19 protein-coding genes are annotated in these 18,463 nt (G+C 39.8%); 10 read left to right on the plus strand and 9 right to left on the minus strand.

All coding sequences use genetic code 11. The features are described 5' to 3' along the window. The first annotated feature begins 65 nt into the window (after positions 1 to 65). Positions 66 to 2,429 carry a glycoside hydrolase family 31 protein gene (locus tag J7I93_RS12470; protein ID WP_214726189.1) on the plus strand — a complete coding sequence of 788 codons (2,364 nt, stop codon included), beginning with the start codon at positions 66 to 68 and terminating at the stop codon, positions 2,427 to 2,429. A 43-nt stretch (positions 2,430 to 2,472) separates the two neighbouring features. Continuing rightward, on the plus strand, positions 2,473 to 3,519 hold the full coding sequence (locus tag J7I93_RS12475) for a LacI family DNA-binding transcriptional regulator (protein ID WP_214726190.1): 1,047 nt from the start codon (positions 2,473 to 2,475) through the stop codon (positions 3,517 to 3,519). 37 nt (positions 3,520 to 3,556) lie between these two features. Here the strand turns inward: J7I93_RS12475 and J7I93_RS12480 are convergent, their stop codons facing one another. Further along, the gene (locus J7I93_RS12480; RefSeq protein WP_214726191.1) at positions 3,557 to 4,426 is read right to left on the minus strand and encodes an SDR family oxidoreductase; all 870 of its coding nucleotides are present in this window, start codon (positions 4,424 to 4,426) and stop codon (positions 3,557 to 3,559) included. Between the two features lie 59 nt (positions 4,427 to 4,485). On the opposite strand from J7I93_RS12480, the gene J7I93_RS25175 reads away from it, so the two are divergent. Continuing rightward, on the plus strand, positions 4,486 to 4,632 hold the full coding sequence (locus J7I93_RS25175) for a hypothetical protein (RefSeq protein ID WP_214988098.1): 147 nt from the start codon (positions 4,486 to 4,488) through the stop codon (positions 4,630 to 4,632). A gap of 123 nt (positions 4,633 to 4,755) precedes the next feature. Here J7I93_RS25175 and J7I93_RS12490 read toward each other — a convergent pair whose 3' ends face one another. Together J7I93_RS12490 and J7I93_RS12495 are read right to left on the minus strand one after the other, a co-directional pair. Beyond that, positions 4,756 to 6,399, minus strand: a complete 1,644-nt coding sequence (locus J7I93_RS12490) for a CoA-disulfide reductase (protein ID WP_214726192.1) — start codon at positions 6,397 to 6,399, stop codon at positions 4,756 to 4,758. Positions 6,400 to 7,081: 682 nt separating this feature from the next. Continuing rightward, on the minus strand, positions 7,082 to 7,573 hold the full coding sequence (locus J7I93_RS12495) for a YajQ family cyclic di-GMP-binding protein (RefSeq protein ID WP_214726193.1): 492 nt from the start codon (positions 7,571 to 7,573) through the stop codon (positions 7,082 to 7,084). Positions 7,574 to 7,878: 305 nt separating this feature from the next. On the opposite strand from J7I93_RS12495, the gene J7I93_RS12500 reads away from it, so the two are divergent. Beyond that, entirely contained in the window at positions 7,879 to 8,754 is an 876-nt protein-coding gene (locus J7I93_RS12500; RefSeq protein WP_214726194.1) for a CvfB family protein, read from the plus strand. A gap of 261 nt (positions 8,755 to 9,015) precedes the next feature. Here J7I93_RS12500 and J7I93_RS12505 read toward each other — a convergent pair whose 3' ends face one another. Next, positions 9,016 to 9,147 (minus strand): DUF3941 domain-containing protein, encoded by a 132-nt coding sequence (locus J7I93_RS12505; protein ID WP_071976845.1) that lies wholly within the window; start codon positions 9,145 to 9,147, stop codon positions 9,016 to 9,018. Positions 9,148 to 9,265: 118 nt separating this feature from the next. Continuing rightward, a complete protein-coding gene (locus J7I93_RS12510) occupies positions 9,266 to 10,120 on the minus strand; it encodes a DegV family protein (RefSeq protein ID WP_214726195.1) in 855 nt (284 codons plus the stop codon). 127 nt (positions 10,121 to 10,247) lie between these two features. On the opposite strand from J7I93_RS12510, the gene J7I93_RS12515 reads away from it, so the two are divergent. Together J7I93_RS12515 and J7I93_RS12520 are read left to right on the plus strand one after the other, a co-directional pair. Then, a complete protein-coding gene (locus J7I93_RS12515; protein ID WP_214726196.1) occupies positions 10,248 to 11,078 on the plus strand; it encodes a YitT family protein in 831 nt (276 codons plus the stop codon). A gap of 18 nt (positions 11,079 to 11,096) precedes the next feature. Beyond that, positions 11,097 to 11,855, plus strand: a complete 759-nt coding sequence (locus tag J7I93_RS12520; protein WP_214726197.1) for a BsuPI-related putative proteinase inhibitor — start codon at positions 11,097 to 11,099, stop codon at positions 11,853 to 11,855. 29 nt (positions 11,856 to 11,884) lie between these two features. Here J7I93_RS12520 and J7I93_RS12525 read toward each other — a convergent pair whose 3' ends face one another. From J7I93_RS12525 to J7I93_RS12535, 3 genes are all read right to left on the minus strand, one after another. Further along, positions 11,885 to 12,079: a DUF3813 domain-containing protein gene (locus tag J7I93_RS12525; protein WP_214726198.1), complete on the minus strand. Its 195-nt coding sequence runs from the start codon at positions 12,077 to 12,079 to the stop codon at positions 11,885 to 11,887. Between the two features lies 1 nt (position 12,080). Next, positions 12,081 to 12,233 carry a hypothetical protein gene (locus J7I93_RS12530; protein ID WP_214726199.1) on the minus strand — a complete coding sequence of 51 codons (153 nt, stop codon included), beginning with the start codon at positions 12,231 to 12,233 and terminating at the stop codon, positions 12,081 to 12,083. Between the two features lie 120 nt (positions 12,234 to 12,353). Then, a complete protein-coding gene (locus tag J7I93_RS12535; RefSeq protein ID WP_214726200.1) occupies positions 12,354 to 13,172 on the minus strand; it encodes a Cof-type HAD-IIB family hydrolase in 819 nt (272 codons plus the stop codon). A gap of 290 nt (positions 13,173 to 13,462) precedes the next feature. Here J7I93_RS12535 and J7I93_RS12540 point away from each other — a divergent pair, with 290 nt between their 5' ends. The 3 genes from J7I93_RS12540 (at position 13,463) to J7I93_RS12550 (ending at position 16,312) form a co-directional block, all read left to right on the plus strand. Continuing rightward, positions 13,463 to 14,230, plus strand: coding sequence for an alpha/beta fold hydrolase (locus tag J7I93_RS12540; RefSeq protein WP_214726201.1), 768 nt, complete (start codon positions 13,463 to 13,465; stop codon positions 14,228 to 14,230). Positions 14,231 to 14,300: 70 nt separating this feature from the next. Continuing rightward, positions 14,301 to 14,609 (plus strand): metal-sulfur cluster assembly factor, encoded by a 309-nt coding sequence (locus tag J7I93_RS12545; protein WP_214726202.1) that lies wholly within the window; start codon positions 14,301 to 14,303, stop codon positions 14,607 to 14,609. 575 nt (positions 14,610 to 15,184) lie between these two features. Continuing rightward, a complete protein-coding gene (locus J7I93_RS12550) occupies positions 15,185 to 16,312 on the plus strand; it encodes a TIGR04053 family radical SAM/SPASM domain-containing protein (protein ID WP_214726203.1) in 1,128 nt (375 codons plus the stop codon). A 38-nt stretch (positions 16,313 to 16,350) separates the two neighbouring features. Here J7I93_RS12550 and J7I93_RS12555 read toward each other — a convergent pair whose 3' ends face one another. Beyond that, the gene (locus tag J7I93_RS12555; RefSeq protein WP_214726204.1) at positions 16,351 to 17,052 is read right to left on the minus strand and encodes a Crp/Fnr family transcriptional regulator; all 702 of its coding nucleotides are present in this window, start codon (positions 17,050 to 17,052) and stop codon (positions 16,351 to 16,353) included. Positions 17,053 to 17,395: 343 nt separating this feature from the next. On the opposite strand from J7I93_RS12555, the gene moaA reads away from it, so the two are divergent. Beyond that, complete coding sequence (gene moaA, locus J7I93_RS12560) at positions 17,396 to 18,412, plus strand: GTP 3',8-cyclase MoaA (protein WP_214726205.1); 1,017 nt, start codon at positions 17,396 to 17,398, stop codon at positions 18,410 to 18,412. The last annotated feature ends 51 nt before the right edge of the window (positions 18,413 to 18,463 follow it).

The raw sequence follows: 18,463 nt of genomic DNA on the forward strand, positions 1-18,463 counted from the left end.
TCCATAGAATAAACGGTAAAGAAGTAACTAATTGCGTTCTTTGTTTAAAGGAAGGAGCCCTTTTTATGCTTGAAGATACAAGTTTTGCGATTCATCCAGACAAAGAGAATAAAATTTCGAATACAGAATTTCAGGATATCGGAGACTTTATTTCCTATAAAAGAGAAGAAAAAGGTGTAACGATTCTAACAGAATCCGGAGAATTTAAAGTTCTGTTTTACAGAGAAGATATTGTTAGATTTTTCATTAATTTTTTTGGGGATCCCCAATTAGGAAAAAGCCCGGCAATCATCTCCAGCCCGATTGATGCGGAGTTTTTCTTAGATGAACAGCATGATGTGTTAAGGATATCAACTGCTGCATTGAATATTGCTATTAATAAGTTTCCAATAAGAATCAAAGTATCAGACTCAAAGGGTCGCTTGCTTGTAAATGAAAGTGAAAAAGGAATGGGCTATAAAAGAAGGACAAAAGAAGTTATTTGTTTTAAAGAAATGGACGAACGGGACCATTTTTATGGTTTTGGTGAAAAAACCGGCTTTTTAAATAAACGGGGCGAAAAACTTTTCATGTGGAATAGTGATGTATATGCACCTCATAATCCTGAGACTGATCCGCTATACCAGTCTGTTCCGTATTTTATGACGCTTAGGGACGGCCATGCCCATGGGCTATTTTTTAACAACACGTTTAAAAGCACGTTTGATCTCCGAACAGAACAGACTGCCTATTCCTTTTCTGCGGAAGGCGGGCAAATGGATTATTTCATCATGGCCGGTCCTGCTCCAAAGGAGGTTCTTGAACAATACACCTATCTAACTGGAAGAATGCCAATTCCTCCAAAGTGGGCAATTGGATACCATCAATCAAGGTATAGCTATGAATCAGAAAAAGAAGTCAGGGAACTGGCAAATACTTTTCTGGAAAAAGCGATTCCTCTTGATGTTATCTATTTGGATATCCATTATATGGATGAATACAGAGTTTTTACATTTGATAAAAATCGCTTTCCAAATCCGCAAAAATTGGTCCAGGACTTAAAAGATAAAGGCATCAGGATTGTGCCTATTGTCGATCCTGGTGTAAAAGAAGATCCTGAATATTACGTGTATCAAGAGGGAATAATAGAAGACCACTTTTGCAAGTATCTTGAAGGAAATATTTACTTTGGTGATGTGTGGCCTGGCAATAGTGCATTCCCGGACTTTACTGATTCAAAAGTGCGCAAATGGTGGGGAATAAAGCACAAGTTCTATAGTGATTTAGGTATTGAGGGCATTTGGAATGATATGAACGAACCTGCTGTTTTCAATGACACTAAAACGATGGATAACAAAGTTATGCATCGAAATGACGGTGATCCAAAGACTCACCGCGAGCTCCATAACCTCTATGGCCTTTATATGGGTGAAGCAACCTACACAGGTATGAAGGAGCAATTAAACGGCAAGCGTCCATTCTTATTGACTAGGGCTGGATATTCAGGTGTCCAAAGGTATGCAGCAGTATGGACAGGTGATAATAGGTCATTTTGGGAACATTTGCAAATGTCGCTTCCTATGGTCATGAATTTGGGATTATCAGGTATTCCTTTTTCAGGTCCGGATGTTGGCGGTTTTGCACATGATTCCAATGGCGAGCTTCTTGCGCGCTGGACTCAGGTGGGAGCGTTAACACCTTATTTCCGAAATCATAGTGCACTTGGGTTTTTACGTCAGGAGCCCTGGTCCTTTGGAGAAAAATATGAAAAAATTATTAAGAAATATATTGAGCTAAGATATAAATGGCTGCCCCATCTATATAATCTTTTTGCTGAGGCAAGCCAAAAAGGCCTGCCGATCATGAGACCGCTGATGATGGAGTTTCCATCGGATAAGAATACTTATAATATATCAGACCAGTTCATGATTGGAGACAATGTTATTTGTGCACCAATTTTACAGCCTTCTCAAACTCATAGGTCCATTTATTTGCCGAAAGGACGTTGGGTTGACTATTGGACAGACGAAATACTGGAAGGAGATAAGTATCATTTAATTGAAGCAGATCTAGATACACTCCCACTATTTATTAAAACAGGAACATTTATTGTCCATGGAGAAGTCAAGCAATCAACTAACATTCAAGATAAGAAATTAGTTCTTCATTATTACTTAGAGGCTGGCAAGCATTCAGATTTCAGCCTATATGACGATGATGGCAGTTCCTTTAAATATGAAAAAGGGGAATTTCTCCTTAAAACATTCCATGCTGTTTGCAGCAGTAAGCAAATAAGTTTGAAGGTTAATACATCGGGCAAATACAAGCCTGATTGGAGCCAAATAGAACTAATGATTTATGGAGCCCAAGAAGATCTATCCCTCATTGTAAATGGGGAAGAGAAAACTGCACAAAAAAGGAACGGAGAAATAAAATCTTTTGTTTTATAATAGTAAATAACAATTAAGCGGCTTCATGGAGAGGGTGATATAATTGGCAGTCACAATTAAAGATGTTGCAAAGATGGCTAAGGTAGCGCCTTCGACTGTTTCCAGAGTCATTGCAAACAATCCCCGCATTAGTGAGAAAACGAAGCAAAAAGTCAGAGAGGCAATGGAACAATTGGGCTATCATCCTAATTTTATTGCCCGCAGTCTTGCAAGCCAGTCAACGCGTGCAATTGGCCTCATTATGCCAAGTTCAACAGATGTAGTTTTTCAAAACCCATTTTTTCCAACTGTTCTAAGAGGTCTGAGCGAGGGTGCACATGAGAGGCATTATGCTCTCCATATGACAACTGGAAAAACGGATGATGAAATATATGATGGGGTAATCCAAATGGTACAGGGCGGACGAGTGGATGGAGTGATTCTCCTTTACTCAAAAGTGGAAGATAAAGTCCTTTCCTTCCTAAAGGAGAGAGATTTTCCTTTTGTCGTTATTGGGAAGCCCTTTTCTAATGAGGAAGAAATCACGTACGTGGATAATAATAACTTCCGTGCTGCTAAGGAAGTAACGGAATATTTAATCAAGCTGGGTCATAAGCAGATTGCATTTGTCGGCGGAAACTTGAACCTTACTGTAACAGTGGAACGTTTGCTTGGTTATGAAAAAGCATTAAGAGAAGCGGATATTGGGCTGGTTAATGAATATATAGTACATGAGGAATTTTTAAAAGAAGGCGGACAGGAGGCTGTCAGAGGGCTCATATCACTGGAAAAGCCTCCTACAGCACTGGTGGTTGCCGACGATTTAATGGCGCTTGGTGTATTGAATACATTGGATGAACTAGGAATCAAGGTTCCGGAAGATATGTCAATCATCAGTTTTAATAATGTCCTGCTGGCTGAGATGTCCAGACCGCCATTAACCTCAGTTGATATCAATATTTTCGATCTCGGCTTTGAATCTGCAAGAAGTCTTATTTACAGAATTGAAAATCCACGCGAACCTGTTAAAAGAATTATTATTCCGCATGAAATCGTAAAACGCTGTTCATGCAGCAGTCCAAATCCGGAAAAACCGTTATTATTGTCATAAAGGAAGGGAAGCCAATGTGGCTTCCCATTTTGCTTTACTATCCATTTACGATGGTGCCTCCATTTACATGAATCATTTGGCCGCTCACATAAGAGGAATCGTCACTTGCAAGGTATACATAAGCTGGAGCTAGCTCGTATGGCTGGCCAGCTCTGCCCATTGGTGAATTTGCTCCAAATTTTGATACTTTTTCTGCTGAGAAAGTAGATGGGATAAGCGGTGTCCATATTGGGCCGGGAGCTACTCCGTTGACACGGATTCCTTGGCCTGCCAGTGATTTTGCCAATGAACGTGTAAAGGAAACAATTGCGCCTTTTGTAGATGAATAGTCTATTAGCTGTTCATTTCCTTCGTATGCCGTAATGGAAGCAGTATTAATAATGGAGCTTCCTTGTTTAAGATGCGGCAGGACAGCTTTTGTTAGATGGAAGAAAGAAAAGATATTTGTTCTAAAAGTCTTTTCCAACTGCTCGGCTGTGATGTCCAGCAGGCTTTTTTGCGGATGCTGCTCTGCTGCATTATTAACGAGGACATCAATCCTTCCAAATTTATCTAATGTTTTATTGACAATATCTTTACAGAAGGTTTCACTTCCGATATCACCGGAAATCAGCAGGCATTCCTGGCCTTCAGCTTGAATGGCTGCTTTGGTTTTTTCTGCATCTTCATGTTCATCCAAGTAGACTATGGCAATGTTGGCGCCTTCTTTAGCAAAGTAAATGGCGGCCGATTTTCCAATACCGCTGTCTCCACCTGTAATTAAGGCTATCTTACCTTTTAATTTATCAGAACCCTTGTAATTTGGATCAACAGATTGTGGCTCAGGCTGCATCGGATTTTCTGTGCCAGGCTGATGATCCTGATGCTGCGGCGGAAATTCCTTAGGGTTATTTTGACTGTTAGACATTACTGCATCCCTCCAAAGATTGATATTAGGTAAATTCCATTTTATTATGGAGAAAAAACATGGAAATTATTAGCATTGACCCATATAATAAGGTCAAAAATAGCTGGGGGAGAATAGCCATGCAAATAAGATCAGCTAAGAAAACAGATGCAGCAGCCATTATGCTACATTGCAAGAAAGCCTTTGGGGAAACTGACTTTTTTTGAAGGCAAATGTATTTTAATCAACCGGCACAATTCATAAACAAAACAACAATCTATGAGGAAAGAGCCGAAAATAAAGACAAAAAAGGAGTGCATCACCTATTACGGCTGAACACTCCTTTCCAATTACTTATTTAAAATGGCATAAGTCTTATAACCGCCAGTAAGGTTTTTTACCCTAAATCCATTTTGCTTCAGAATCCTTGATGCGAGATAACCCCTTAAGCCAACTTGACAGTTGATATGAATCGTTTTATCTTGCGGAAGCTCAGCAAGTCTATCCCTTAATTGATCAAGGTCAATATTAACTGCGCCTGCGATATGGCCATTTTCAAACTCTTTCACTGTGCGGACATCCAGTAAGTAGCCGCCTTCTCTGATGATATCGTCAATTTCATCCCATTGTACGGTTTCAATCATTCCATCCACAATATTGGATGCCACGTATCCTGCCATATTTACCGGATCTTTTGCAGAAGAAAATGGTGGAGCGTATGCCAATTCAAGCTCCTGTAAATCATGGACAGTCAAGCCGCCTTTAATGGCAGTTGCGATAACATCAATTCTTTTATCTACTCCATCTTCCCCGACTGCCTGAGCTCCAAAAATCTTTCCTGTTTCTTTATCAAAAAGAAGCTTTATCGATATTTGGGATGCACCAGGATAGTAGCCTGCATGTGAAAGCGGATGAATATGGACAGCTTCATATTTTACACCCAATCTTCTTAATGCTTTTTCATTATTGCCTGTTAGGGCAGCAGTCAAATCGAAAATTTTTACAATTGATGTGCCCATGGTTCCCGGATATTTGATGTCTTTGCCATTAATGCTATGAGCCACAATATGTGCCTGGCGGTTTGCAGGCCAGGCAAGCGGAATCATGGTAGGTGTTCCGTTCACATAATCTTTTACTTCGATTGCATCCCCAAGTGCGTAGATAGACGGATCAGATGTTTGCAGGTATTCATTTACCTTAATTCCGCCTCTGTCTCCTAGCTCCAGGTCAGCAGCTTTCGCAAGGGTGTTTTCTGGAGAAACACCAATAGCAAGGATAATAAGGTCACTTTCAAGCATATCGCCGCTCTCGAGCACAACCTGCTGTCCATTTTGCTGTACTTTTTCGATTCCGTTGTTAAGGACAAGATTAATCCCTTTTTCAACTAAATGATTTTGCACAATGCCTGCCATTTCAGGATCCAGAGGTCCCATAACTTGTGGAGACTTTTCTACAATCGTAACAGCCAGGCCTGCCTCTTTTAAATTCTCTGCCATTTCCAATCCAATAAAGCCGCCGCCAATTACCACGGCTGTTCGTGGCGACTTACCTTCTACGAAACCTTTGATTTTATCCATGTCAGGAATATTTCTTAAAGTAAATACATTGCTGCTTTTTAATCCTTCAATTGGAGGAACAATTGGCTTTGCTCCAGGTGATAAAATAAGGAAATCATAAGCTTCAGAGTATTCCTGGCCAGTCTGCACGTTTTTAGCAGTGATTTTCTTTTGTTCACGGTCAATGGAAGTTACCTCTGTAAAATTGCGGATATCCATGTTATAACGCTGTTTCATGCCTTCAACTGTTTGAACCAATAATTTGGATCTTTCGTTAATAACTTCACCAATATAGTAAGGAAGTCCGCAGTTCGCGAAGGAAATAAACTCTCCTCTTTCAAACATAATAATTTCTGCCTCTTCATCTAAGCGGCGCATTTTTGCTGCTGTTGTAGCTCCCCCTGCAACTCCGCCTACAATAATAATTTTCTTACCCATTATATAATCATCCTCCATCGGTTTTACGTTTTATTAATACCCCTAAAGGTATAATAAGTGATAATGTACCACTGTGACCGCTGTAAATGTGAAGAAATAATGAACTCTAATAAATAGGGGGCTGATTAAGGGGTAATTAAAAAAAAGAGGCGGTTTATGAACCGCTCTATTTGTAAACATAGCGAAGAAAAGTTTGAAACTAACAAAATATCAGCGAATATAACCGTCAATTTGCTAACAACAAAGGGCACAATTCTGCGAATAAACTCAATAAATCAGCAAATAAAACATCTGCATTCCGGCAGATAAAAGCCAAACCCAGGCTATAGTAACTAAAGCAGTCAGCAAAGTATATAAAAGGGGGCGGGATAATAATGAAGATCGGAGCTGCGGGAGCAGGTGCAAACCAAATGTTAGTAGGAACAGTAAAAGTGGAGAGATATCAAACAGGGATTCAGTATGGGATCCATCCAGGGCATTCGAAATCAAACTGATAAAAAAGTAAAGAAAGGTAGCAGCATGAGCAAAACAAACAAAGAGAAAAAGATATCTTGCACATTTATTAATAAGCATTTCAAGGCCGCCTTTTCATCATAAATTCCTATATTATATGTATGATACTGGCTGCTTGCTTATTAACGAAGAAAAAAGCAAACGGAATGGATCCGTTTGCTTTTGAAAATCAGCGGTAATTTACGAATTGGACATCAACAGTCAAATCTGCATCTTTTACAGCTGCAATAATCTTCTGGAGATCGTCACGGTTTTTACCAGTCACGCGGACCTGGTCATCCTGAACCTGGCTCTTCACTTTTACACCGCTGTTCTTAATAAGGGTATTGATTTTTTTCGCATTCTCTTTATCAATACCTTGAACAAGCTTGGCTCTCTGGCGGACAGTTCCGCCTGAAGCTCCTTCAACCTTGCCGTAATCGAGGTTTTTCACTGGAATGCCTCTTTTAATCAATTTGCCCAATAAAACATCTTTGAGCTGTTCAAGCTTGAATTCATCATCCGAAACAAGGACAAGCTCTTCGTTATCCAGCTTTATGTCACTTTTGCTTCCTTTAAAGTCATAGCGTGTGGAAATTTCCTTCATAGCGATATTAATGGCATTTGTTACTTCTGAAAAATCAACTTTGGATACAATATCAAATGAGCTTTCTTTAGACATGGCAGCCTCCTTGGACATACAAATTTCATTCGAAAAGAAGTTTCACTTTGCCGCGTTTTAACTGTCCGTAAAACTGATGATTCAAGAGGTATAACGGACAGTAAAAACCCGATAAGTTCAACTAACTTTTTGAAGGAAAAGCACCTTCAAAAAGAAGTTTCACTTTACGTCCTTATTATAGTAAAATATAGCAGTTCAAACAACTTTAGGAGTTATAAGATCTTTAAAGGGAAAGATTTAATATAATGAATATTTGATGTTTACAGTGAAAAAATGAATTAATTTCAATAAAGGAGGAAACAGAAATGGCATTAGAGGAATACTTGGGCCGTACAGCCAGGCTGACTGTATCAAGAGAGGCGGCATTTGGCTATTTTTTAACCGATGGAGAAGAAGAGGACGTCCTGCTTCATCAAAATGAAACAGAAGAGAAGCTGGAAGAGGGACAGGAGGTTGAGGCGTTCCTTTATGTGGATTCCCAGGGGAGAATCGCTGCGACAACGAATATTCCGGAAGTTCAGGCTGGTACATATGGTTGGGCTGAAGTGAGTGATGTAAAGCCGGGCATTGGCGTTTTTATCAATATTGGTGTTCAAAAGGATATGCTCCTGGGAGAAGAAGATCTTCCAGTTCATGAAGCTGTCTGGCCGAAAGTGGGGGACACTTTGTATATTACTCTTCGTGTGAATAAGAATAACCGTATTTACGTAAAAATGGCTACCGATCCGGTTATAAGTGAAATCGCTGTTAAAGCAGAAAGAAGTGATTTTAATAAAAATATACATGGGCATATATACAGAACGGCTAAAGTCGGAAGCTGGATTTATACCGCAGAAGGCTTCAAAGGATTTATCCATGAATCCCAGCGGAAAAGGGAGCCGCGCCTTGGTGAAAAAGTCGAAGGCCGGATCGTGGATGTAAAGGAAGATGGAACAGTGAATGTTTCTCTCATTCCAAGAAAGCATGAAGTGCTTGATGAGGATTCAGAAAAGATTCTATCCTATTTGGAAAGCCGAAATGGTGCTATGCCGTTGGGCGATAAGAGTGCGCCGGAAGATATTCAGGAACGTTTTCAGTTGAGCAAGGCTTCGTTTAAAAGGGCTTTAGGGCGTCTTATGAAGGAAGGTAAGGTATATCAGGAGGAAGGCTGGACATATCTTAAGAAAAACGGACAAGCCTAAGCTTGCCCGTTTTTTGAACTTCGATAACTGTCTAGCTACGGCACCCTTGCTTCCCTCACCTCGTCTACGATAAGTCAACATCGAATCGCTATCGCTCTTCGTGTTTCCTTTATCTCATAAAGGGAACTCAGACTAAAAACGCCACGTCCTGTGGCAACGTCTGAGTGACCCGCATCCTCCCAAAAGCTGACGAAGCCTTCCTTGTCCTGTGGGCCTCAGTCCACCACGCTTCGTCGATGGGCAAGGGTGCCTCCGCTTTTCTTATAGATGGTCTGTCTTTTTGGAATACTGGTTTTTTCCGGCTTTTCGGTTTTTCTCGCGCATCATATTTTTTTCGTGGCGAAGCGCGTTGTTGTCTTTTGCTTTTTTATCATTATCAGAAGTATGCGGCATACTAAAAATACTCCTTTCCAATCTGTAAGGTTTATTCTTCAGCATGATGGAAACTGAAGTACAATCTTATTGTCTGTCAGAATGGATTGGAGTATGTACGATTCAAATGAGGGTGTGTCTATACTTGACTTTGAAAGAAAATAGCTATTGAACCTGGTCCGGTATGGGATCCAATGGCAGCGCCAATTGATGAGATATAGACTTCTTTTGCGTTTAGCTCGTCTATAATTAGAGTTTTCATTTCAAGAGCAGTTTCTTCATCATCGGCATGGCTAATGCCGACTGTCTGATTTTCAAACGAGGCTCCTCTTTCTTTCATCAGCTCAATGATCCGGCGATAAAGCTTTTTCTTGCCGCGCAGTTTTTCAATCGGAACCAGTTTGCCATCTTCGACATTTAAAAGAGGCTTAATGTTCAGTAGTCCTCCCAAAAATGCGGAAGCTTTCGAAACACGGCCGCCTTTTGCCAAATATTCCAGGTCATTGACTGTGAATAAACTCTCCAAATGCTGGCAGCGGAATTCGATATCCTTTTGAATTTCTTCCTTTGAAGCGCCTGATTGCATTTTTTTCACAGCAGCCTTTACAATCAGCCCGTAACCTAGTGATGCAGCCTTGGAATCTATGACGGTTAAATTGAAACCGGGATATTTCTCTTTCACTTGTTCAAGGATCATAACAGCTGTTTGGTATGTACCCGAAAGCGCGGAGGAAAAAGCGATATAAATCCCATCTTCATTCTGTTCTGCCATTTCGGTGAACGTTTGTTCAAAAAGAAGCGGAGATACTTGGGAGGTCTTAGGAACCTGTCCCTCGCGTATAGCGTTATATACTTTTTTTGGTTCAATCGTTACTAAATCTTCATACTCTGTATCGTTTAAATGAACTTTTAATGGAAAAAGTGTGACGCCATTTTCTTGGTAAAAGTTTATCGGCAAATCACACGCGCTGTCAGCCAAAATTTTTACTGACATTCTCTTTCACCTGCTTTCAAACTGTATGAGTTAAGTTTATAGAAATCAGCAAGAAAAAACAATGAATTGTGTTGGAATTGCCCATTTTGGGGTAAAGAATTAATAAGGTGAATATAGGGGGTTTATAATGGTTTGGTTAGAGACTAAGAAGGTATTTGTTGTATTAATTGGAGCGGTTTTAAATGCAATCGCCATGAATTTCTTCCTGATACCTGCAAATGTGTATGCAAGCGGATTTACAGGTGTAGCGCAGCTGCTTTCAAGCATTTTAGGCAGTTTTGCCTCAACAGGTATTTTGCTCTTCATTTTGAATATACCTGTTACGATATTAGCTTGGAAAAAAGTCGGAAGGTCGTTTACTGTTTACAGTTTTCTTAGCGTATTTTTAATGTCGTTTTTTTTGGAAGTTATCCCTGTTATCCATGTTTCTAAAGACATTTTGCTTAATGCCGTTTTTGGAGGGGTTATAGCAGCTGTAGGAGTAGGGATGACACTAAAGTGGGGGGCATCTACAGGCGGGATGGACATTATTGCTATGGTATTGTCCCGCATGAAAGATAAACCGGTCGGTACATATTTTTTCACGCTTAACGCCATCATTATAGTAACAGCTGGATTTCTGTATGGCTGGGAAAAAGCGTTGTATACCCTTGTGACCCTTTATGCCTCAACAAGGGTAATCGATGCTATCCATACAAGACATGAAAAGTTAACAGCACTAATCATTACGAAAAAATCTGATGAGATGAAAAAGGCGATTCATGATAAGCTTGTCCGCGGGATTACAACCATCCCTGCAAAGGGTGCTTTCACCAACGAAAGCAAAGAAATGATGATGATTGTTATTACACGCTATGAATTATATGACCTTGAGAGAATTATAAAAGAGGTAGATCCAAGTGCTTTTACCAATATCGTGCAAACAGCTAGTGTTTATGGTTTCTTCCGCAGGGATTAAATGACTGGAGGGATGCAGATGCTGCGTCTATTGGTGTCTATGGCTATTTTTGTTCTTTCTGTACATTTACAAAGCACTGAAGCGGCTGGCAATCAAAAGCCGTATGAATTTGAGGTTATTCCATATGCAGCACCGGAAACATTGGAAATGGAAGTGGTTCTGAGAAATACCGCGAGTTACCCTTTGGACTTTGAATTTCCAACTTCACAAAAATATGATATAACCATTAACGATAAAAATGGCAATGAAGTATACCTTTATTCAAGAGGCAAGGCTTTTCTGCAGGCATTGCAGACTCTTACTTTAAATCCTGATGAGAGCATGATCTGGAAGGAACAATGGAATTATGCTCATGAGGGCAAGAGGGTCTCTGAAGGGGAATATCAAATAAATGCCATTTTGCAGGCCAGGAAAATAAATGGAGAAACGTTAGTTGCCAAAGAAACGGCTGAAGCCTCTGTATATATACCGGGTGAAAATCCTGCATTCCGGCAGACAAAAGTCAGTGGTGAAAAGGGTAATTATATCGTTACGGGAGAAGCTCGCCCTGTAAGCGGGAAGCTCTGCTACACGGTTGAAGACGGCCACAATGAACTAATTACTGAACAGCCTCTAAAAACAAATACAAAAGATTGGGAGCCCTTTAAAATTGATGTGAGCATTCCTGCAGATAAACTTCCAGAAAGCGGGTCAGTGGTTCTGCATTTGTATGAAAGAAGCAAAAGAGACGGCAGCATTATTCATTCTTTCCCTGTATTATTGGAAAAAAGAAGCTGACAGCCAATTACGGTGTCAGCTTCTTTTTATTAACGATTTTGCGGATCGTATTGCTCCAGCTCCTGCTGCATTTCACTTAGCTGCTCCTGTTCAGCTGCAGTGGAATTCGCAAACGCGGAACTTAATGCATTTTTCGCGCGGGATACAGTTGCTTGGCCTGCAGAATCAGCATTTTTTGCTAAGTCTACGTATTTTCTGGCTTCCTGAAATAATCTGTTTCCCATATTATATTCCTCCGAGGGATGATTCCTTCACATTAGCCAATTTTACGGCTTCTGCCTCCGCATAGGTCATGTGGTACGGGATACGTTCATCATGCTTACTAACAGTGTCAACACCCTGTTGAACGAAGCGTTTTGATTTATTACGTTTACCCATTCGAATCCCCTCCGTGAAAGAAGTTTGAAACAGCCTGGCTGCTTCATCCTTTAGTATGCTCTAAAGCTTTGATTTCAAAAAGGGATTTAATGGCCGAGTTTCTAATTAATTCTTCTGCAGTTATAGCGCTTTTAAATTTAATAAATCATTTAAGTAAACACCGATACCATCTTCTTCATTTGATAACGTGGTTTCGTTGGCAATATTCTTGACCTGGTCAATGGCATTTCCCATTGCTATGCCGTAGCCTGCATACTCAAGCATTTCCAGATCATTATCTTCATCGCCGAAAGCAATAATCCGCTCGGGCGGGATTTGGAAATAGTCAGATGCTTTTTGTAAACCGACAGCTTTATTAAGGCCGGATTTTACGATTTCAATTACATGCCAAGGTGCTGCCCAGCGTCTATGATCAATCACTTCTGCATGAACTTCGGATAAGTGGCTTCGAATGGATTTTACATGTTCTTCGTCTGTGTGGATTAGCATGCTGGTCGGATTATCATTGAGATAATTGCGCAAGTCACCAGTGGTGATATTGGGATCTCCAAATCCAAAAATATCCAATAGCTTTTCATCGTGATAGTGCAAGTAAACATCATCAATAACTTCCGCAACGATATTATGGATGGTATAGCTGTTAACGGCCTCAACAATCTCCTTCGCAACGCTCATTTGCAGGGGCGTATGGTAAATTCCCCAATTGCGGTCATTAGGATGATGGATATAGGCACCATTGAAATTTACAATTGGTGAAGTAAGCCCCATTTCCCGATAGTAAATCTCACTGGAGCGGAATGGCCTTCCAGTAGCAATCATGACTTCATGTCCTTGTTCACGGGCCTTTTGAATAACCATTTTTGTTTTTGATGATATAGTTTTATCATCTTTTAATAAAGTGCCATCCAGGTCTAGTGCAATTAAATGTTTTTCTGCCATAAGATCTCCTTTTATTATCTTGATTTCACAGAATAAGAAAGTATATTGACTCTTTATGCTGCTTTTCTAATAAGTGTAAAGGTTTGTGAAAAAAAAAGTCCACATGTTAAACTGAAAATATAGAAAGAATTTACAATCGAGTCAAGCTTCAGCTTTTACAGACATTATATATATATATGTTACCAATATTATATTATTTTTGTAAAAAAATTCACTTTGCCTAAATATTAAGGACGCAGTTATATACATGCAGTTATTATTATTAGGGGAATTGTTTGGGAGGAAGAGCTTTGGTTATTATAGAGAATAAGTACATTAACAAGATTCCTGTATTGGACTTGGCCAGACAGGAGTTAAGAAAGGCTCAACTGCCAGTTATCATTTTTGTCCATGGCTTTACAAGTGCAAAAGAACATAATCTTCATTACGCCTACTTGCTTGCAGAAAAAGGTTTCCGGGTAGTGCTGCCGGATACATTGTTTCACGGAGAAAGGGCAGCCGGGTTGTCAGGCAATGATCTAAATTTCAGATTATGGGATATTGTCCTCCATACTATAACTGAATTAAAAATCATTAAGGAAGCATATGTAGATGAAAAGCTTATTAAGCCTGAAAGAATAGGCCTTGTTGGAACCTCCATGGGCGGCATTGTTACATTAGGAGCGTTGACGCAATATGCCTGGGTTAAAGCCGCAGTCAGCCTTATGGGTATGCCTTACTATGAAAAGTTTGCCCAATGGCAGATGGATGAACTCCAAAAAAATAATATTGAAATTCCAATGAATGAGGAGGAAGTGACTGATCTGCTGAAAACCCTAAGAAAGCGGGATTTAAGCCTGCAACCTGAAAAACTGGGAAAAAGGCCCCTGATGTTCTGGCATGGCAAAAAGGATTCAGTTGTGCCATTTTCCTATACATATCATTTTTATGAAAGCATACAGCCCCTATACAACGATGCGCCTGAAAAACTTCGATTTATTACAGATGATAAGGCAGGACATAAAGTAAGCAATGAAGGGTTACTTGAAACAGTAAAATGGTTTGAAACACACCTATAACCAACTTTTTTTCAATTCGTTTAAATATTTGTTATGATAAACTAAAGTACAAAAGAAGGAGTGCTGTAAAATGGATCAGGATTTAAAAGATAGCATCATGGGTGCACTTGAGCTTGTTGTAGACCCTGAGCTTGGCATTGATATTGTTAACTTGGGCCTAGTATATGATGTAAAGATGGAAGAGGAAGGCAAGGCTGTTATCGATATGACCCTTACTTCCATGGGCTGCCCTTTGGCTGGAACGATTGTAGAGCAGGTTAAGTCAGCTTTGGCAGATATCCCTGAAGTTAAGGATACAGAAGTGAATATTGTCTGGAATCCGCCTTGGTCAAAAGACAGAATGTCACGCTATGCCAAAATTGCACTTGGCGTACAATAAAAGAAAATCTCCACAAAAACACAGCAGGCAGATGGCTTGCTGTTTTTTAAATTGATGAAAGGAAGATTTATATTCTTCTTCCTGATTCTAAATTGTTTGGAGCATGCAGGGTTAACGATCTATTCGGCTCTTTGTTCCAGTCCGGGGCTTTAAAATATAGGAACAGCGGCCATAATTGGTTGATGGCAGCAAGTATGGTGTTAACCAGCAGGAATAGCGATGGTAATCAGCTAAGGATATCAATTTTATCGTTAATCATGAGGAATAACTCCCCTAATCGGCTTACGGCTACGGTCACTAAACAACAAAATTAACTCTGATCTCATGCTTTAGGTGCTTATCAACAGATACGAATTTTGCCGGTAACCTTCTTCCGGCAGCACACAATTTTCTGGCGCATCTTTGTCACATCCCTGTCAAATTTCCCAAAAAGAACGTATATTTGTGAGAAAGTTCACTTATTAAAGCTTGTAATTACCCTATAATAACGATGCAAAGACAAAATATTGTTCAAGTTTAATGGCTTTATTTAGAATAGGCTGCCTGAAAAAGAGGCTGCTAAGGAGGCATCTATTATGGGATTCAGTAGAGATTTTAATAAAGACCCTTTTATTGTGATATGGGAATTAACAAGAGCTTGCCAGTTAAAATGCCTGCATTGCCGCGCGGAAGCTCAGTACAGAAGAGATCCGAGAGAGCTCTCCTTTGAAGAAGGAAAAGTATTGATCGATCAAATATATGAAATGAATAACCCTATGCTTGTATTCACCGGTGGAGATCCTTTAATGAGACAGGATGTATTCGAAATTGCGGAATATGCGGTGAAAAAAGGTGTCCGGGTTTCCATGACACCGAGTGCAACTCCAAATGTGACAAAAGAAGCAATTGAAAAAGCCAAAGAAGTAGGATTATCTCGCTGGGCGTTCAGCCTCGATGGCCCTAATGCGGAAATTCATGATCATTTCCGAGGTACATCAGGTTCCTTTGATTTAACGATTGAAAGGATAAAATATTTGCATGAATTGGAGATTCCAGTCCAAATCAATACGGTTATTTCCCGTTATAATATTGATTATCTTGAGGAAATGGCCAAGGTTGTAGAGGAATTGAAATGTGTTCTTTGGAGCGTATTTTTCCTAGTTCCGACAGGTCGGGGACAGGAAAAAGATATGATTTCTCCAGTTGAACCTGAAAAGGTGTTTACCTGGCTCTATGATTTGAGCAAAAGAGTGCCGTTTGACATAAAAACAACTGCTGCACAGCATTACCGCCGCGTGGTAATTCAGCAGAAAATGAAGGAAGCAAAAGCCCAAAACGAAGATATACAATATCTCGATGCACTCACACAGCAAGGCTTGACTGGTTCGATTGATGGTTTGGGCAGGGCGCCAAAAGGAGTAAACGACGGCAATGGATTTGTTTTCATTTCGCATATAGGCGATGTTTACCCGAGCGGACTTCTTCCTGTTAAAGCCGGCAATGTGAGGGAACAGCCTCTTGCCGAAATTTATAGAGAATCTCCAATTTTTAAAGATCTTAGAAATCCTGATAAATATAAAGGGAAATGCGGACAATGCGAGTTCCGTTATGTTTGTGGAGGCTCCAGGTCCCGAGCCTATGCCATGACTGGAGATTATTTGGAAAGTGAACCGTTCTGTGTGTATATTCCAAAAGCACTTAGGAAAAAAGTGAAAATCACATAAGAAGATAATAAAAAGAGTGCAGCTTAAGTTCTGCACTCTTATTCAATGCTGCAGTATATGGCGGGACAATTTTCACATCCAATTTCATTCTTTAAATATTGCAGATTCTTAACGACTATTTTTCCATCTAAACTGGTAATGATATCGTCTTTTTTTAACTCACTTAAAATCCGATTCGTACTTTCCCGTGAAGTACCGCAAAAATTGCCCAGCTCCTGATTTGTGAGGGGAAGGTCAATCAGGATTCCTTCGTCAACCTTGGATCCGTAGCTGTTGGTCATCCGAATAAGGGTGGAATATAGGGCGCCTTTTTTTCCGTTCAGGACAAGGTCCCTGAATTTTGTCTGTGTTTTGCGGAAATGGTCACTCATCCATTTCATAAATTCAAAAGCCAGGCTGCTGTTTTTAAAAATTTCTCTTTCCAGTACATCCTTTTTAATAACAGCGATTTCACCCGCCTCAAGCACTAAAGCATTTAACATATATTTAGGGGAGCTTGTAAAAAGAGTCAGTTCACCAATTATTTCATTTTCCCCGCATATTCTAAAGGTAAGCTCTCTTCCATCTGCGGTTATCTTGCTGATTTGAATTTTACCGGACAGAATGATATAGAGCTCATCAGCATCCATTCCTTCCTGAAAAATATATGAGCCTTTTTTTGTTTGGGTTTGCCGGTCAGCGAAATGTAGAAGCTCCTTAATTTCGATGGAATGGGTTGGTTTTATAGGTGTCTGTGTCATGCTAATCCTCCTTTTATAAAAAAATCTTTCTGTCTTTTTTCACAATAATACCATCTAAATAGTGAAAACATACCTGTTGTTTGTGTCTTAATTGTGGCATTTTTTTCTGTTTTTGAAAACGAAGGTTTATCTAGCCGTTGCAACCTCAAAAAAATTTCTTTAACCTGTTAACATTGGAAAAGTTTTATGTTCTAATAGTAAAAGCCCTTAATTTGAGGTGTTAGGTTATTTCTGTTATTTTAAGGGAAAGGTTAAAATATATATAAATCTAAGGATGAAACATAATAGACTTTAAATAGATGGAAAAATAAAGGAAGTCACTCTTTATATGGAGTTGAACGCAATGGCTAAAACAATCATAAAGGACCAATTGAATAGACCTTTGAGAGACCTGCGCATATCTGTAATTGACCGCTGTAATTTCCGCTGTCAATATTGTATGCCGGCTGACATTTTCGGGCCTGATTTTGCTTTTCTCCCTAAAAGCGAGCTGCTTAGTTATGAAGAGATTGAACGGCTTGGCAAAATCTTCGTAAGCCTTGGAGTAGAAAAAATCCGATTAACAGGCGGAGAACCTTTGATGAGAAAAGACTTGCCCAAACTAGTAAAAATGCTTTCGAACATTGAAGGGCTGAATGATATTGGGCTCACTACTAATGGTGTATTGCTCCCCAAACATGCCAAGGATCTGAAGGAAGCGGGACTAAAAAGGGTGAATATCAGCCTGGATAGCTTGGATGATGAACTGTTTGGAAAAATTAATGGACGCAATGTGGGTGTCAAACCCGTACTAAAAGGGATTGAGGCAGCGAAGGAAGCTGGGCTTGGCGTTAAACTAAATATGGTCGTAAAAAAAGGGCTTAACGATTCGGAAATTGTTCCAATGGCCAAGTTTTGCAAAGAAAACGGATTGCAGCTCCGTTTTATTGAATATATGGATGTCGGAAGCACAAACGGCTGGAAAATGGACGAAGTTGTCACCAAAAAAGAAATCTATGAAATTTTAAAGGAACATTATTTATTAGAACCAGTAGATCCGGATTACTTTGGAGAAGTTGCCAAGCGCTACCGATATAAGGGCACAGATGTTGATGTTGGATTTATTACCTCTGTCTCAGAATCCTTCTGTTCAAGCTGTACACGTTCTAGGCTTTCTGCAAATGGGCAAATCTTTACCTGTCTCTTTAATGGAGAAGGACACGATCTAAAGGAATTTATGAGAAAAGGCGCGAATGATGAAGAAATAACCGAGCGCATTGTTAACATTTGGAACGGCAGAAAAGACAGATATTCCGATGAACGTACGGAAGAAACGATAGCCAACCGAAAAAAAATTGAAATGTCCTATATAGGCGGGTGAATTATGATTGAAAAGGCCGGCTCTGCAAAATCAGGTTTTATAATCATAGCA

It is taken from the genome of Bacillus sp. ISL-47 (assembly GCF_018613175.1).
Classification (GTDB): domain Bacteria; phylum Bacillota; class Bacilli; order Bacillales; family Cytobacillaceae; genus Cytobacillus.

Bases quoted from the DNA above. Each gene is read 5' to 3' on its own strand.
- J7I93_RS12470 (WP_214726189.1), top strand. From the start codon at position 66: ATGCTTGAAGATACAAGTTTTGCGATTCATCCAGACAAAGAGAATAAA.
- J7I93_RS12480 (WP_214726191.1), bottom strand. From the start codon at position 4,426: ATGTCTAACAGTCAAAATAACCCTAAGGAATTTCCGCCGCAGCATCAG.
- J7I93_RS25175 (WP_214988098.1), top strand. From the start codon at position 4,486: ATGGAAATTATTAGCATTGACCCATATAATAAGGTCAAAAATAGCTGG.
- J7I93_RS12490 (WP_214726192.1), bottom strand. From the start codon at position 6,399: ATGGGTAAGAAAATTATTATTGTAGGCGGAGTTGCAGGGGGAGCTACA.
- J7I93_RS12495 (WP_214726193.1), bottom strand. From the start codon at position 7,573: ATGTCTAAAGAAAGCTCATTTGATATTGTATCCAAAGTTGATTTTTCA.
- J7I93_RS12500 (WP_214726194.1), top strand. From the start codon at position 7,879: ATGGCATTAGAGGAATACTTGGGCCGTACAGCCAGGCTGACTGTATCA.
- J7I93_RS12505 (WP_071976845.1), bottom strand. From the start codon at position 9,147: ATGCCGCATACTTCTGATAATGATAAAAAAGCAAAAGACAACAACGCG.
- J7I93_RS12510 (WP_214726195.1), bottom strand. From the start codon at position 10,120: ATGTCAGTAAAAATTTTGGCTGACAGCGCGTGTGATTTGCCGATAAAC.
- J7I93_RS12515 (WP_214726196.1), top strand. From the start codon at position 10,248: ATGGTTTGGTTAGAGACTAAGAAGGTATTTGTTGTATTAATTGGAGCG.
- J7I93_RS12520 (WP_214726197.1), top strand. From the start codon at position 11,097: ATGCTGCGTCTATTGGTGTCTATGGCTATTTTTGTTCTTTCTGTACAT.
- J7I93_RS12525 (WP_214726198.1), bottom strand. From the start codon at position 12,079: ATGGGAAACAGATTATTTCAGGAAGCCAGAAAATACGTAGACTTAGCA.
- J7I93_RS12530 (WP_214726199.1), bottom strand. From the start codon at position 12,233: ATGGGTAAACGTAATAAATCAAAACGCTTCGTTCAACAGGGTGTTGAC.
- J7I93_RS12535 (WP_214726200.1), bottom strand. From the start codon at position 13,172: ATGGCAGAAAAACATTTAATTGCACTAGACCTGGATGGCACTTTATTA.
- J7I93_RS12545 (WP_214726202.1), top strand. From the start codon at position 14,301: ATGGATCAGGATTTAAAAGATAGCATCATGGGTGCACTTGAGCTTGTT.
- J7I93_RS12550 (WP_214726203.1), top strand. From the start codon at position 15,185: ATGGGATTCAGTAGAGATTTTAATAAAGACCCTTTTATTGTGATATGG.
- J7I93_RS12555 (WP_214726204.1), bottom strand. From the start codon at position 17,052: ATGACACAGACACCTATAAAACCAACCCATTCCATCGAAATTAAGGAG.
- moaA (WP_214726205.1), top strand. From the start codon at position 17,396: ATGGCTAAAACAATCATAAAGGACCAATTGAATAGACCTTTGAGAGAC.